General features: G+C 41.9%; 11 protein-coding genes and 1 rRNA gene. 3 read left to right on the top strand and 9 right to left on the bottom strand.

The features are described from left to right. Positions 1-95: 95 nt before the first annotated feature. On the bottom strand, positions 96-2861 hold the full coding sequence (gene polA / locus FTV11_RS01355; protein ID WP_180073258.1) for a DNA polymerase I: 2766 nt from the start codon (positions 2859-2861) through the stop codon (positions 96-98). Between the two features lie 163 nt (positions 2862-3024). Here polA and FTV11_RS01350 point away from each other — a divergent pair, with 163 nt between their 5' ends. Beyond that, positions 3025-5811 (top strand): DUF2339 domain-containing protein, encoded by a 2787-nt coding sequence (locus FTV11_RS01350; RefSeq protein ID WP_180073306.1) that lies wholly within the window; start codon positions 3025-3027, stop codon positions 5809-5811. 122 nt (positions 5812-5933) lie between these two features. Here the strand turns inward: FTV11_RS01350 and FTV11_RS01345 are convergent, their stop codons facing one another. Together FTV11_RS01345 and FTV11_RS01340 are read right to left on the bottom strand one after the other, a co-directional pair. Further along, the gene (locus FTV11_RS01345) at positions 5934-6857 is read right to left on the bottom strand and encodes a mechanosensitive ion channel family protein (RefSeq protein ID WP_180020954.1); all 924 of its coding nucleotides are present in this window, start codon (positions 6855-6857) and stop codon (positions 5934-5936) included. 9 nt (positions 6858-6866) lie between these two features. Beyond that, entirely contained in the window at positions 6867-7688 is an 822-nt protein-coding gene (locus FTV11_RS01340; RefSeq protein ID WP_180050205.1) for a hypothetical protein, read from the bottom strand. A 100-nt stretch (positions 7689-7788) separates the two neighbouring features. Here FTV11_RS01340 and gspE point away from each other — a divergent pair, with 100 nt between their 5' ends. Continuing rightward, entirely contained in the window at positions 7789-9276 is a 1488-nt protein-coding gene (gspE, locus tag FTV11_RS01335) for a type II secretion system ATPase GspE (protein WP_180073257.1), read from the top strand. A gap of 76 nt (positions 9277-9352) precedes the next feature. On the opposite strand, the gene FTV11_RS01330 is transcribed toward gspE, so the two are convergent. The 6 genes from FTV11_RS01330 to FTV11_RS01305 all read right to left on the bottom strand — a co-directional run bounded on the left by FTV11_RS01330 (position 9353) and on the right by FTV11_RS01305 (position 14613). Then, positions 9353-10447 carry a hypothetical protein gene (locus tag FTV11_RS01330; protein WP_180059699.1) on the bottom strand — a complete coding sequence of 365 codons (1095 nt, stop codon included), beginning with the start codon at positions 10445-10447 and terminating at the stop codon, positions 9353-9355. A 133-nt stretch (positions 10448-10580) separates the two neighbouring features. Then, the gene (locus tag FTV11_RS01325; RefSeq protein WP_180073256.1) at positions 10581-11006 is read right to left on the bottom strand and encodes an organic hydroperoxide resistance protein; all 426 of its coding nucleotides are present in this window, start codon (positions 11004-11006) and stop codon (positions 10581-10583) included. 95 nt (positions 11007-11101) lie between these two features. After that, a complete protein-coding gene (locus tag FTV11_RS01320; RefSeq protein ID WP_180011795.1) occupies positions 11102-11926 on the bottom strand; it encodes a carbon-nitrogen hydrolase family protein in 825 nt (274 codons plus the stop codon). Between the two features lie 32 nt (positions 11927-11958). Then, entirely contained in the window at positions 11959-12477 is a 519-nt protein-coding gene (gigB, locus tag FTV11_RS01315; protein ID WP_078189558.1) for an anti-anti-sigma factor GigB, read from the bottom strand. Positions 12478-12589: 112 nt separating this feature from the next. Further along, on the bottom strand, positions 12590-13558 hold the full coding sequence (gigA, locus tag FTV11_RS01310; RefSeq protein WP_078192616.1) for an RsbU family protein phosphatase GigA: 969 nt from the start codon (positions 13556-13558) through the stop codon (positions 12590-12592). Positions 13559-13656: 98 nt separating this feature from the next. Beyond that, positions 13657-14613: a VacJ family lipoprotein gene (locus FTV11_RS01305; RefSeq protein WP_078189556.1), complete on the bottom strand. Its 957-nt coding sequence runs from the start codon at positions 14611-14613 to the stop codon at positions 13657-13659. Between the two features lie 537 nt (positions 14614-15150). On the opposite strand from FTV11_RS01305, the gene FTV11_RS01300 reads away from it, so the two are divergent. Continuing rightward, positions 15151-15537 (top strand): 16S ribosomal RNA (locus FTV11_RS01300); the annotation flags it as partial.

The following is a 15537-nucleotide window of genomic DNA, read 5'->3' as shown; positions in this document are numbered from 1 at the left end:
GTGTAAAACAAGATATTTCTACTAACTAAGAAACATCTCACCTCCATCCCAACCTTCCTCCTATAAGGAGAAAGGTGTGAATGAACGTGAATGAATTAGTGTGCTTCGTCCCAGTTATTGCCTTGACCGACTTCCACAATCAGTGGAACGGAAATTTTCAACACAGATTGCATCACTTCAGTCAGTTGGGCAGACAGTTCATCGGCAATTGCAGCATCAACTTCAAACACCAATTCATCGTGTACTTGCAGTAACATTTTGGCTTGATCTTTCGGTAAGATTTTATCGACGGCGATCATGGCCAATTTAATAATATCCGCTGCAGAACCTTGTAGTGGTGCATTGATCGCTGCACGTTCAGCGCCTTGTTTCACCATTTTGTTGCTCGCCATAATGTCCGGTGTATACAGACGACGACCTAAAATGGTTTCCACAAAACCTTGTTCACGTGCCACTTGGCGAGTACGTTCCATATATTCCAAAACACCAGGATAGCGTTGGAAGTATTTACCAATATAGTTGCGTGACTCTTCACGAGTGAAACCCAACTGACGAGTCAAACCGAATTCTGACATGCCATAGAGCAGACCGAAGTTCACCGCTTTGGCTTGACGACGTTGGTTGCTAGTGACTTCGTCGAGTGGAATGCCCAAAACTTCTGCCGCAGTACGTTTATGTACGTCTTGTCCATGATTGAAGGCATCGACCAAGGCATGATCTTGCGAGAAATGTGCCATTAAACGTAATTCGATTTGCGAGTAATCGGCTGCCAATAAAATGCGACCTTCAGGTGCAATAAAGGCTTTACGGATTTGACGTCCAATATCTTCACGGACAGGAATGTTTTGTAAGTTTGGATCGGTAGATGACAAACGACCTGTAGCTGTTAAAGCTTGGTGATAACTTGTATGCACACGATGTGTGTCATTATTCACTTGCTTTAACAGACCATCGGTATAAGTGCTTTTCAGTTTAGAGAGACCACGATATTCCAAAATTAAATCGGTAATCGGATGATCGATTTTCTCTAGAACACTTTCACTGGTACTGTACTGACCTGTAGAGGTCTTCTTACCGCCTTTTAAACCTAATTTATCAAACAGAATCTCGCCGACTTGTTTAGGCGAGCTGACATTGAAGCTTTGACCCGCAAGATCGGTAATTTCTGTTTCTAAATTTTGAATGGTATTGGCAAATTCCACACCGAGTTGGTCGAGGAAGTCCATATCCAACTCAATGCCGTTTTCTTCCATAGAGGTCAGAACACGGGCAACTGGCATTTCAATATTGTGCAAAATATTGATCAGTTCCGGATGGGCTTGTAACTTCTTATCGAGTACTTCATATAGACGATAGGTCACATGGGCATCTTCTGCGGCATAATGGGCTGCCGTTTCAAGCTCAATTTGGTTAAAGGTTTTTTGTTTTGCACCTTTGCCCGCCACTTGTTCGAACGTCGTTGTGAGATGACTTAAATACAAACGTGCGACGTCATCCATTCCATGACGCGTAGCCACAGAGTTGAGGACATAAGAGGCCAACATGGTATCGAAATACCAACCTGCCAAATGAATGCCATGATTTTCTAAGACATGTGCATCATATTTGAGATGATGACCAATTTTTTGTACGTCATTATCTTCAAGTAAAGGTTTGAGTTGATTCAGAATTGTGTCGCGATCAAGTTGTTGCGGCGCATCTTCATAATCATGCGCAAGCGGCACGTAATAGGCATCATGTGCATCTAAAGCCACCGAGAAACCTACAATCTGCGCCACGCGGTAGTCAAGGCTAGTGGTTTCGGTATCAAAGGCAAAACGCTTTTCAGTACTTAGACGCTTGAATAACACATCCCAATCTTCTTGGGTCAATACCGTGTGATATCGAGCTTCACCGAGTAAATCATCAACACTGGTTTTGTCCGCTTGATCTTCAGCTTCAGGTGCATTGGCAACAGTCGCCGTGGTGTTGATAGCTTTGGCTGCTTGTTTGTAGGTTGCACCATTGGGGTTGTTCGGATGATCTAATGACTGCAGTTGGTTACGGAATTCTAGTTCAGTATATAAATCACGAAGTGCTGGAATATTTGGATCAGCAAGTTTCAAATCTTCGTATTTAAGGCCCATGTCGAGGTCGCAAACAATGCTCGCCAGTTGGTGGTCAAGAGTAATCCCTTCGACATTGTCTTTAATGTTTTGACCGACTTTACCTTTAATGCTGTCGACATTTTCTAAAATGCCACCAATCGAGCCGTACTCAGTTAAAAGTTTCGCTGCTGTTTTTGCGCCAACACCGGGTACACCACGAATGCCGTCAGAGGCGTCGCCCATCAGCGTGAGGTAGTCAATGATTTGATTCGGCCACACCCCAAATTTTTCAAAAACGCCTTGAACGTCCATCGGTTTGTCTTTGAAGCTGTCTTCTAAAGTGACACGCTCAGTAACGAGCTGCGCCATGTCTTTGTCACCAGTGGAGATCAAAACTTGATGACCGGCTGCTTCAGCGCGTTTGGCTAAAGTTCCGATAATGTCATCGGCTTCAGCACCTGGCAACATATGCAGCGGAATCCCTAGAGCACGAATTAATGCATGAAGATATGGAATTTGTTGTGATAATTCTTCAGGCATGCTTGGACGGTCACCTTTATAAATCGGGGACAATTCATGACGGAAGGTTGGTTCAGGTGTATCGAAAATAACGGCCATGTGCGTCGGTTGGATACGACGCATTAATTTTTGGATGGCAGAAATGGCACCTCGGATTGCATTGGTATGCAAACCGGTTGAAGTGGTTAATGGTGGCAGTGCATGGTAGGCACGAAATAAAAAGTATGAGCCATCGACCAAGACAAATGGTGGCATTGATAATTTCCTAATCCTAAAAACGGTTTTATTGTACGTGATTTTTTGCCCGCACGCAGAGTCTAGATTGTATATGTAACTTACCGAATCACTGATGAATAGTTTTAATCCATCCGTCGGGCTCATGTATCATCAAAACATTCAGGAAAATGACGAAGCAGGTATGCTGAAACAGAATAATGAACTCAAGATGATTTGGTTGATGTCGCTGATTATGGTAGGGATCGGGGCATGGTACTTAGACATCCGTATCTTGAGTTATATCAGCGGCATTGGTTTTATGCTCAGTTTGATGAATTATGTCGATGATTTACAGCACGGCGCTGATGCACTGAGTTCATCAAAACAACCATTCCAAGTGACATCAAAGGTTCCGTTATATATTGCATCGTTATTAACGGTCGTTGGGCTGTTAACAGAACTGGGATACTTGGTTGCGATTGGGATTAGCCTGTGGGTTTATTTTTTTCTGCGTTGGCTGAAACGATTGGAACATCAGCTGCATTTATTGCAAGGACGTGCGCTCCAGTCGCAATCGATTCATGCAGCTACTTCAATATCAGCGTCGACAATAGACCGTCCTGAAAATTTTGATTCTGACGATACACCATCTGTACATCCCGCGACGGAAATTGGTAAAGCTAGACATCAGACACCATTCAATTCAACACCTTCTAATACACCATCCAAGATTGCGCCAAATCTATCTAATCAAATTCAGCAATGGCTTTTTCAAGGTAATCCCGTGTTGAAAGTGGCGGTACTGGTCTTGGTGATTGGCGTGGTGTTATTACTTAGATTTGCCACAGAGCATTGGCAACTAAGCTTGGCCATGAAATTGCTGATTGTGAGTTTGAGCAGTGCTGGTGTTGTCGGACTGGGTTTTTGGCTGCAAACCAAAAACCGCAGTTTTGCCTTGGCTCTAGAAGGTCTAGGTCTTGCAGCGCTGTTTTTGACTTTATTTTTTGCCTATTACAATGCCGTGATTCCGGGCTTTGGCATAGCTTGTCTACTGTATGCTGCACTTATGGCATTGACGATTTGGCTCAGTCTGAAACAACAGTCGGTAGAACTGGCAATTATGGCAATGCTGATCGCCTATCTTGCGCCATTTACCTTGCCTGTTCGTGATGCAACTGCAACGGAATTTATTGCCTATTATCTTGTAATTAATCTGGCTGTTGCAGTCATGAGTACTTTAAGACCGTGGAAATATCTGAATCAAATCGCATTTTTGATGACGGTGATTATGGGTGGTGGATATGCTTTTTACCACGGATACACCACCGAACGTCAGATGATGAGCGTGTTGGTTTTAGCTCACGCTGCGATTTTTATTTGGCTCGGTTTTCGTTTTAGTCAGTTATTGGCAAAACAGGATCTTGCGCATTTTCAGCTCAAACCAGCCTTGGATATTGCACTGATATTTGCTTCGCCAGTGCTTGCTTATCTGGCATTGTATTTGATGTATTTTGAGGAAACCGTATGGCAGGCGGGGTATAGCTTGCTATTCGCGGCGCTTTTTGCCGCACTGTATAGCATCAGTAAACGTAGTGCTGTGATCCCACTGATTGCACAAAGTTATTTGAGTTTGACCTTAATTTTCTTGGCATTGATTCCACCAATAGTATTGAAAGAGCAGTGGAGTGTGGTCGGTTGGGCAGTTGAAGGTGCGTTGATATTTATATATGCCTTATACAAGCAGTCCAATATCAGCCGTTATTTAGGCATGGCGCTCTTGGTGATGGCGGGGTGTTCAAGTCTGTACTATTTGGTTCAACTGCCACATTTCCCTGCACAGATGTATTGGGGCGTGTGTTTAAGCTATTTGGCAGCCATTATCGTGACACATGCTATTCCTGCATTTCATAAACAGCTTTCAAGTTCGAGTATTGCCTTTCAATGTGTGCAAATGCTCTCAGCAACCATCATGTTCATCATGTTGCTCTTAGATTGGCTGCAGACTAGCCATCAATTGGCCTTGAGTCTATTGATCGTCAGTGTGGCTTATCTGTTGGTGAATGAAGGCTTGTTAAAACGAAAAGCTTCGTGGAGTTGGTCCATCATTAAATGGACGGGTCTAGTGCCTGTTTATGTGATGGGGCTGTACCAAGTTATTTCAGTGAGTGAGAACGGTCAGTTACTTTGGCATTCAACGATGGAGCAGATGTATTTTGCATTCGCTGGGCTGAGCTTGACGCTGCTTTGGCTACGACCATTACTCGGTGTGCGTGAAGAAAAAGAGTGGGTCAGTCTCGGAATTTTGAGCAGCTTGGCGTGGACCAGTCTGACGCTGATACCCGGTATGCCGTATATCAGTGTGGTAATTTTGCCGCTATTATTTTGTGCATGGTGTTATTGGCAAGCCAAAGAACCTGTCTGGAAAATGTTTTGGCAAGCGCGTAGCAGTTTGTTTTTGGCTTTGAGTTGGATCATCAGTTCGCAATTATTTAGTCAGCAGGCTTTTGTGGGATATATCTTGCCGATACTGAATCCTTTTGATGCAGTGAGTTTGCTGTTGTTAGCGGCTTTTTTATGGATGTTGAATCAACAGTTAAAAGCCGGTTTAGATCGTAGCTTGGCTGCCGTGTTGAGTGTTCTTGGGCTACTTTGGTTAAGTAGCTATGTTGTGCTCCGCGCCTTACATATATATCTGGATACGCCTTATAACAGTTTAGACATTTGGAGCGATGCAACCATTCAGCTGAGTTTTACTGTGCTGTGGGTGTTATTGGCTTTGGTGAGTATGCGCTTTGCCACTCAGCGCCAATTACGTTCAGTTTGGCTACTTGGTGGCAGTATTTTGGTCTTGGTTACGTTGAAATTGGTCTTACTGGATTTATCTCATGTCGGCACTCTCATGCGAGTGATTTCATTTATGGCCGCAGGTTTTGCCATGCTTTTGATTGCCTATATTGCCCCCATGCCGAATGACAAGATTGAACCATGATGAAGTTCTTAAACGTACTAGATCACTAAGCTGTAGAGGTCGTTGGCTATAAATAGTAGATAATAAAAAAGCCCTGCACATTTGATGATATGCAGGGCTTTTTATATCAATTCTATAAACCATTATTTGAGTTGAGGCTCTCGTTGGATTTCTTGTGTATTGGCATATTGATCGACGTCAGCATCGCTTGCTTGTGTAGAAAGCGGGTGGTCAACAAAACCCATTTTCGGGACAGGGATTTCAATTTTATTTTCGACAAAGGCATTTCGAATCCGTTCCTGCATTTCATCACGGACTTTCAGGAAATTCTCTCTTTGACACCAAATAGCAAAAAGCAGCTCAATGGAAGATTCTCGAAAGGCAGTGACGGTCACGGCAGGTTTAGGATCGGCCAAGACCAATGGATATTTACTAACGGCATCTAATAAAACTTCACGGACTTTGATGATGTCTTCATGAAAGTTAATCGCAAGGGTAATTGGAATTCGCCGTATTGGAAACTTAGACAGGTTATGTACAGGTGCCCGAATCAGTTGTTCATTCGGCAAACGGACATAGACATTGTCCTGCGTGAGTAATTTGACCGACAGTAAATCAATCGAGATTACTTCACCTTCAATGGTATGCCCGCGAATCAGTGTCAATTGAATGGTATCACCAACTTCAAAAGATCCTTCACCGATCAAGAACATCCCGCTGATCAGGTTGGATGCGGACGTTTGCGAGGCAAAACCCAGTGCGACCGTTAAAATACCTGCTGCACCCAAGAAGACGCTGAGTTTAAAGCCGGCTTCTTTTAAACTGGCCATCACAAAGATGATAAAGATGAAATAGAAAATCCCGCGACGCCAAACCAACTGCTGATGGGCATTGAAACGCATACCTACAGTGCGGATAAAGGTGTTTGAGATAAAACGTGCAATCAGAAAGCCGATGACTGCCAGTAAAACAGCCACCAATAATTCTGTCAGCCGATCGGTATTGAGATTGGCGACCATTCCTTTTAGGCTGCTGGTAATTTCTGTCGAAATATTTAAATCTGCCATGGCTCACCGTTAGAAAAATGAATCAAACATATTGAATAGTACATTAGCTGACTCGCGTGGCGGATGCAGATAAATTACGTCACCGGCTTGTGGCGGTGTACGGTTTTCAATTTTGACCCGCGGCGGTTTGTCATGACCTTCATGCACGACTCGAATTTGTGAAGTCCATAAACGTCCTGTACTTTCACTATAAAATAATGGCAAAGCCGGTACAGGGACATTCATACGGTCAAAACGAATCTGTTGATTACTCACGTTATGAAACTCAATAGGGGTTACTGCACGAAAAGCACGCGGTTTGAGTTGTTTAAGTTCTGTACGACCATCAACTGCTGTGGCATAGCAAATTTCACCCATTCGATGGTTCGGACCAAACCAGGTATCTTTTGGTAGAATCGCAGGTATATCAAACAAAGGTTCTCTAAGACCTTCGACAAAACCAGCAATCCAAAGCGGTGTGCTGATATATAGCGTTCCGCGCTGTCCAGCTGGAATATAAATCGGATCGACTGGTTTAATCACCACAGACCGATCGGCCAAACGTGGCATGATTTGAATTTTGTCATGTGTTTGGCGGAACATATAGCGTTCCATTTTAATGGGCTGTGGAAAACCAAATTCAGGGTCTTGTATCGGATGCCATTGCTGCTCATAGTCAAACTGAAAGGTCGGGCGATGGTATTCCATACGCCACTCTTGCATGCCGCGCGTTACACGGAACAATAAAGACCCAAACTGCCAACTGCGCGGGTGATTCAGTTCAAATTGATATTCCCCCCACCATTTACGTTTTGGGGATTCCTTTTCAGTCAAATCATTTTCTAATGGCAATGCGTATATCCCTTGTCCTGATAAATCCTAAAAACAGACTTCACGCTGTCAGATGCTTAGAGTACACTCAAAACAACTTTTTTCATCATTATAATGCGTGATGCAAGTACTTAAACAATTACAAATACCATATAGTTTTGCCAAACGTCATGGCGTATTGCTTCGATATGAGGGTGATCAAGCTTTTATTGTGCGTCGTGACAGCACGCCACTACTGGCTTTGCAAGAAGCACGTCGCTATTTAGGGCATCCTGCACAATATCAATTATGTAGTGAGCAAGAGTTTAATCAATTACTCAGTGCAAGCTTTGCCGGAGACACCGGTGAGTCTCAACAAGTGGCAGCGGGTCTGGAAGATCATCCTGATTTACTTAGCCTTGCGGACTCTGTGCCAGAAGCTGAAGATTTGATGGATCAGGAAGATGATGCGCCGATTGTACGCTTAATCAATGCTTTATTGTCGGAAGCAATTCGTGTTGGAGCTTCAGATATTCATATCGAATCTTTTGAAAAAAAGCTGTCTGTCCGCTTACGTGTTGATGGTCAATTACGTGAAATTGTGCAGCCTCGTCGTGAACTTGCGCCATTGTTGGTGTCACGGATCAAAGTCATGGCCAAACTCGATATTGCAGAAAAGCGAATTCCACAAGATGGTCGTATTTCTCTGCGTTTGGCGGGCCGTGAAGTCGATGTTCGTGTATCAACCTTACCGTCTTCGTATGGTGAGCGTGTGGTGATGCGTTTACTCGATAAGCAAGCTGGGCGTTTAAATATGACCCATTTGGGCTTGATGCAACCGGATTATGAACGTTTAACCCATCTGGTGCATCGTCCGCATGGCATTATTCTTGTGACTGGGCCGACAGGCTCGGGTAAAACCACCACTTTATATGCGGCATTGTCCGACCTGAATGACGGCTCAAAAAATATTTTAACCGCTGAAGACCCAATCGAATATCAACTGGAAGGTATTGGGCAGACTCAGGTCAACACCAAAGTGGATATGACTTTTGCCCGGGCTTTAAAAGCCATGCTGCGACAGGATCCAGATGTGGTGATGGTGGGTGAGATTCGTGATTTGGAAACAGCAGAAATTGCCGTGCAAGCATCCCTTACGGGTCATTTAGTCCTTTCAACCTTGCATACCAATACCGCGATTGGTGCAGTAACGCGTTTAAAAGACATGGGGATTGAGCCGTTTTTACTTGCCAGTTCTTTAATTGGTGTGATTGCCCAGCGCTTGGTTCGTACCTTATGTCCACGTTGTGCAACATGGCATGAAGCGGATGCTTTTGAAACAGAAATTTTCCGCCATTTAGATGTCGGCACTGAACTGAAGTTACCGCAACCCAAAGGTTGTGAGCACTGTTCACATACCGGATTTATCGGGCGTACTGCCATTTATGAAATTGTCCCGGTCGATGATCAAATGCGCCGTCTAGTGCATGGCAATGCTGCGGAATATGAAATTGAAACCTATGCGCGTAAACAGTCGGGTTCTATTCGGGATGATGGTTTGCGCAAAGTGTTGGCCGGTAAAACCACATTGGAAGAAGTGCTTCGAGTCACCAATGAAGCGGCGGAGTAGAGAGTTTTTCTGTAATTTTTAAATATAAGATGTACTTATAAAGTGCATCTTATATTTTGGTAGGTATGAAATTAGCTTATTTTTCTAAAATCTCTTTTATTTCCATTTCTAATCTTTCATAGAATTGATCTAAAGTCATATTCTTATAAAATTTATTTCTATTTACATAGGGTAAAGCTTCCTGTACCAATTGATTATATAAAGGATCATTAACATGCTTCGCCAAGACTAAACGAGAGATAGCACCTAGCCCTGTAATATATTCTTTTTCATCTCCATGATTCAGCCATTGGTTTAATGTTTCTATATCTTTATGTTTTTCTGCATCATAAATTAAAAAGTCATAGAGCTGATTTAATATATGTTGTAGTTCTTTGGGATTATTAAAATGGCTAGCCTCGCCCTCAATACCATGAATATTTGGAAAATATTGTAGGGTTTTATCATTTATGTGGTGTGTTCTAAATATTTTGATTGCTTTATCTAGTGTAACTTGTACGTAACTTGCCAAACTTAATTCACTATAAGCAAGAACATTTTTTTTTCTTGAACATAGAATAAAAATACTTTCATATATATTTGAATTTATATCCCTATAGAGATTATCTGAAGTAGGATATTGATGCTTTTTTTCTATTTTTGTAAATTTTAATTTATTATAATTTGACTCTAACCATTGGTAAGCGAATCTACTCAATTTATCACTATTTGATGGAACTGCTTTAAATTGTAATAACTGTTCTTTAGTCACTGCTTGAACGGCATTCAACATTTGCTCAATGCTTTTTTGGTCAGGAAAAATAACATCCCGACTGAAAAACACATAATGCTTTGCATCAAAAGCAACGAGATTATGCTTGCGCAATGTTTCGACCAATATTTTATAAAGGTATTTACTTTTTTCCTGCAAATATTCAATCACAAAAACATTCGTAGAAAAGTTAAAGAAGCCCTTTACATTACTAAAGAACTGGATAATTTCTTCATCGAAATTTTCTGCAAGTTCAGGATTAGTCACAATACTTTCAACTTCAATGAGCCAATTTTTCAGATTTTCTGTAAAACCTAAATCTTGAGGATTGGTTGCAAAATATTCTGCCTGTTCTAATGTAGAAATTGTTGTTTGAAAATGATGCTGTTCAGCATCCCATACATAAAATAACGCAGACATTTCTTATAAACTCGGTTTTAATTATTCGTCTTATCTTATTTATGTTTGAAATATAAGGCTATATTTTTTATAAAATTTATTTTGATAATTTAGGAAGCTACCCTAAAACATTTTGTTTTAGGGTAGGAGTTCATCAGGTAATCGCATTTAACGTTACATTGATATTGCCACGTGTTGCATTGGAATAAGGGCAGACAATATGTGCAGCATCGACCAGTTTTTGGGCTTCTGCCTGATCCATCCCTTCTAAATGAATATTTAAGGTCACTTCAATACCGAAACCGGTCGGGATCGGACCAATACCAACTTCACCTTCAATATAGGCATCTTGAGATATATTTAATTTATCGCGGTTGGCAACAAATTTCATCGCACCTAAAAAACACGCTGAATAACCAGCGGCGAAGAGTTGTTCAGGATTCGTACCATTACCTGTACCCCCCATAATTTTCGGCACAGCCAATTGAACATCTAAATGACCATCGGATGTCGTTGCACGACCATCACGACCACCAGTGGCTTTTGCATGGGCTGTATAAACTACTTTTTCTAAAGTCATTTTTCTAATCCCTCAGATGATGGTTCAAAATCATATCGTGGGGGATTTTGTTTAAATAATATTCAGTTTTTTTGTAATTTTATACAGAGTGAAAATCAATATTGAACCAAAACACGGTGCTGCATCAGTGGCATAGATGCGCGAATCTGTTGCTGCTCGTCTAAGTCAAAAGGAACTGTGAGTAGTTGAGCGCCTTCTTCTGCGGTGATTGCTAAAATTTGACCACGGCTGTTGCTTGCTCCAGCATGACCCCAAGTTTGACGCTTTTCACCATGCCAGCCTTGTTGTGCGGCACCTAATACGGCACATTGACTATCCATGGCACGAGCTTGCAGTAACAACTGCCAGTGCATTTCACCCGTGGTATAAGTAAAAGCTGCAGGCGCCGTTAAAATGTTTGCACCTTGGCTACGAAGTTTCAAAGCCAGTTCAGGAAAGCGCAAGTCGTAGCACACCATCAGGCCAATATTGCCAAAAGGTGTTGTTGCAACTACGGTTTCAGTACCAGGTTCAAAGAATTTTGATTCTTGATAGCCACCGACAGCGTCACCAACTTGCACATCAAATAAATGAATTTTGTCATAACGTGCTTCGGTACGTTCAGGGCTGATACACAGGCTGACAGTACGGACACGGCCATCTTGAATGATTGAACCATCTGGACGATAAGGGCATGGGAGTGTGCCCGCAACAATCCAAAGTTGATAACGATGTGCGAGTTGTTCTAGTCGCTGCTGAATACTTTCAAATTGCGCCGCGGTTTCGCGTTGTTTACCTGCGGCAAAACAGACAAAATTTTCGGGAAATACAATGAGACTCGCACCTTGAGCCTGACTTTGTTGCATCAATGACTCGATCACTTTGAAGTTATCTTCAATGTCATTTTGAGAATTCATTTGTGCAACGGAAAGTAAAGTCATGCGAAGAGAGTCTCTGCTGTGATTAACCTAAATTAGACATTTTGCTGCTTGGGTTGCTCTAGATTGTCCTGCTCTTTTTGCAGTTGTTTGACCAAAGGCTCAAACATATTTTGGTTGCTATCATTTAGTTTCATCAGCGTTTTGTGTGCATCTAAAACCGTATTCAGCATATTGCTATGGGTAATGTGTTCTTCCATAAGTGCGCGAGTGCATACACTTGGATCACCACAATAATTCAAAATAACAAACACCTGACCTAAACCCATGCTATTGGCAAGCGTTGTGATATCAGAGTTTGTAGACAACATTACCGCTTGGATATGGTGAACTTGTTTGAGCTTCAAACCCAGTTTAGCCAAAATGCCAAGGACAGTACTATCGATAAATGTCGTTTGGGTTAAATCAACGATTGCACCGACGACATTTTGTTGCTGTTCAATTTTGTTTAATAACTTGTCTAGACTAATACAAGATTGGGCACGCACTTCGCCAATAAGCTTAAAAATATGCGTTCCGTTCAAGCTTGCATATTCAACATGACCTGTTGACATATAAATGCCATTTGCAGAGAAGGATAGTAAATTATCCCATAGGGGCACAGCTTACTCAAGTAGCCGAGTATGATCAGAAAGTCGTATTCGGTTTAAGTGATTGATTTCGTGATTAATTGATTCGACGTAAACTTAGGATGGCAATATCATCAGCAACATGGTCTGGTGCTTGAAATGATTGATTTTGCAAGTGATAAACCAATTGACCTAGCTGTTCATTCAATCCACCGTCAAAAGGTTCAAGTGCGCCATCCGAGCAAATTACAAAGCGAGAATAACGATTTAAGGTAAATTCAAACTCTTCAACTTCTAGATCTTCAGTTAAGCCGAGTGGGAAGCTGCTGGTATTTAAAATTCGTGCGGGAAGACCGGGTTCAAATAAAATGGCCGGCGGATAATGGCCTGCACTAGACCATTTCAAGACATGCGTATCGAGATTGAGTATCCCCGCAATCATGGTAATGTGCTTTTCAATATTTTCTTGAACCAACATGCCATTGAGCTTTTTGATGAGTTCTCTCGGGGTTTTTGAACGACCGTGGAAAGCAGCCATCCAAGAGGTCAGTAAACTACTCGTCACCCCATGACCAGATACATCTGCAAGATAAAACATGATTTCTTTATCGCTGATTTTCCAGTAATCGTACCAATCACCGGATAAATAGGCTGAAGGCTGGAAGAATGTTTCAATTTTATAGTTGTGGAGTTCAATCGGGTTGGGCAGTAAACGTTTTTGCAAATCTGCAGCAGAAGGGAGATCACGGCTGTCTTGATTGCGTTTGTATTGCGCATCAATTTTAGTGAGTGCCACCTGAAGGTTGGTTGGAATATGGTCCCACACCCATCCTGCTAAAGCACCTTGTTGCCACGCTTGAGCCAATGCAGCGCCCTCATGCTCAAAAGCGAGCACAATGGTAGGAAGTGTCCATTGGTGATTTAAAAAGTCGGCAACATCAGCAATTGCAATGATCGTTGGATCATACAAGTCTAGATCTTCAATGTTAATCATTTGTACGCTAGGAAGCGCATCAAGTACCTGATCTAAATATGGAATATCACGAGTAGGTTGAATGAAATACATAAAGAATTAGATGAATCCTTCGATAGACAATAAGTGTACTATAGCAAGCTAATGATGGCTGGAGGGAAAAACCACACCAGCCAATTGAAAAATTTTATTTATTCAGTTGTTACCGTGTCGGTATCATCTGAACTGCTGTCATCAATGAAATCGGTAGAATCATCAGATGAAACATCTGTTGAATTATCTTCAGATTCATCAATATCGTCATCTTCTTCATCAATAAATAAGTTTTCTTCAGCAATACCTTTTTTCTCGGCAATAGAATAGTTCAGGCGTTGCAAATAGATATCACGAATTTGAGCGTATTTATCGCCTTGCAATACACCTTCGATATCCAGTAATTGAGCGCGAGTATCAATTCCACGTAAAGTTTGCTCAGACCAGTAAGCTACATCATGACCATCAAGCATATATTTCTGTGGACGTCCTTGACTATCTACAGCTAGACCAACGGTTTGGCGCAATGTGCTTGGGCCAAGCACTGGTAGAACAATATAAGGACCAGAAGGAATACCGTAATATCCTAAAGTTGCACCAAAATTTTCATCTTCGGTTTCTAGGCCTAGGCGACTCGCAGGGTCAGCAAAGCCTAAAGTTGTCAGTGTATTAACAGTAAAGCGACCTAGACTTTTTGCGGCACGTGTCGGTCGTCCTTGGATGAGTTGGTTAAACGCATTCCAAGGTTCGCCTAAATTTTTACGGAATAAACGATAAGATTCACGAATATCCTTTGGAGTTTTTGCGACATATTGCACAGCAGCAGGGCGGGCAATATGGACATCTAAATAATCATTAAATGCGTAAACTTTCCGGTTGATCGGTTGGAAAGGGTCTTTATCTTCTTCTGATTGTGCTGCATTGGCATTTACAGATAATTTTTTTGCAACTTCAGATGACTTGACCATCGCAGCATGCGCAAGTTGTTGTGTTTTTGATTTATTGGCAGCTTCTGAGTCTTGAGCAACAGGTGCTGAAGCCTCGTCATTTGCAAATACAGGTGTTGTTACGACAAGTGACAATAATCCTGCATATAAAAAAGAAGTTTGGCGCATATATAGTCCTGACGCTTTTAGCGCGGCAAAATGTTTGCCGTATAATAAGTAAAAACGTTCAAATAATCCTGATTTATTACTATTAAACCAAATTTGATCAAAATATGAATGAAAAAATGTAATTTGAGTGAAAAATGTGCGCTCAAAATAATTATTTTAAAAAAGGTGTTGCAACGGATGTGAAATGCTGTAGAATGCACATCCATCGGCGGTGATGAAGATTAAAACTTCTGATAAAACAATGACTTGGTTGAATTGATTGAGTTGGGTTTTATTTGATAAGTTTAAAAATAATTTGAATTACTGGTTGACTCTTTAGAAATAAAGAGTAATATAGCCGACCTAGCTTGCTGGTGACGAACCAACAAGAAGATCATTAAGAGATTATGAAGAACAACTTGTGTGGATTTTTACTGATTGATTGATCGAAATTATTTTCATTGATTGATGGTAGAAATTACTCGAAGTTTATTTGAGCAAATTTTTGTCAGTAATTGATGAGCCAAGATTGGTACCCTTTAAGGTACTATTGATTTTAAACTGAAGAGTTTGATCATGGCTCAGATTGAACGCTGGCGGCAGGCTTAACACATGCAAGTCGAGCGGGAATAGGTAGCTTGCTACCGATTTCTAGCGGCGGACGGGTGAGTAATGCTTAGGAATCTGCCTATTAGTGGGGGACAACATTTCGAAAGGGATGCTAATACCGCATACGTCCTACGGGAGAAAGCAGGGGATCTTCGGACCTTGCGCTAATAGATGAGCCTAAGTCGGATTAGCTAGTTGGTGGGGTAAAGGCCTACCAAGGCGACGATCTGTAGCGGGTCTGAGAGGATGATCCGCCACACTGGGACTGAGACACGGCCCAGACTCCTACGGGAGGCAGCAGTGGGGAATATTGGACAATGGGGGGAACCCTGATCC

The sequence above is a fragment of the Acinetobacter sp. YH12231 genome (genome assembly GCF_013417755.1).
In the GTDB taxonomy this organism is placed as follows: domain Bacteria; phylum Pseudomonadota; class Gammaproteobacteria; order Pseudomonadales; family Moraxellaceae; genus Acinetobacter; species Acinetobacter amyesii.
The sequence above is the reverse complement of the archived record's forward strand: the minus strand, read 5'-3'. Positions and strand labels throughout refer to the sequence as shown.

Coding starts and splice junctions, on each gene's coding strand:
- gigA (WP_078192616.1), bottom strand. CDS start 13,558: ATGTATTTCATTCAACCTACTCGTGATATTCCATATTTAGATCAGGTA.
- polA (WP_180073258.1), bottom strand. CDS start 2,861: ATGCCACCATTTGTCTTGGTCGATGGCTCATACTTTTTATTTCGTGCC.
- FTV11_RS01330 (WP_180059699.1), bottom strand. CDS start 10,447: ATGTCTGCGTTATTTTATGTATGGGATGCTGAACAGCATCATTTTCAA.
- gigB (WP_078189558.1), bottom strand. CDS start 12,477: ATGTCAACAGGTCATGTTGAATATGCAAGCTTGAACGGAACGCATATT.
- gspE (WP_180073257.1), top strand. CDS start 7,789: ATGCAAGTACTTAAACAATTACAAATACCATATAGTTTTGCCAAACGT.
- FTV11_RS01320 (WP_180011795.1), bottom strand. CDS start 11,926: ATGACTTTACTTTCCGTTGCACAAATGAATTCTCAAAATGACATTGAA.
- FTV11_RS01345 (WP_180020954.1), bottom strand. CDS start 6,857: ATGGCAGATTTAAATATTTCGACAGAAATTACCAGCAGCCTAAAAGGA.
- FTV11_RS01350 (WP_180073306.1), top strand. CDS start 3,025: ATGCTGAAACAGAATAATGAACTCAAGATGATTTGGTTGATGTCGCTG.
- FTV11_RS01305 (WP_078189556.1), bottom strand. CDS start 14,613: ATGCGCCAAACTTCTTTTTTATATGCAGGATTATTGTCACTTGTCGTA.
- FTV11_RS01325 (WP_180073256.1), bottom strand. CDS start 11,006: ATGACTTTAGAAAAAGTAGTTTATACAGCCCATGCAAAAGCCACTGGT.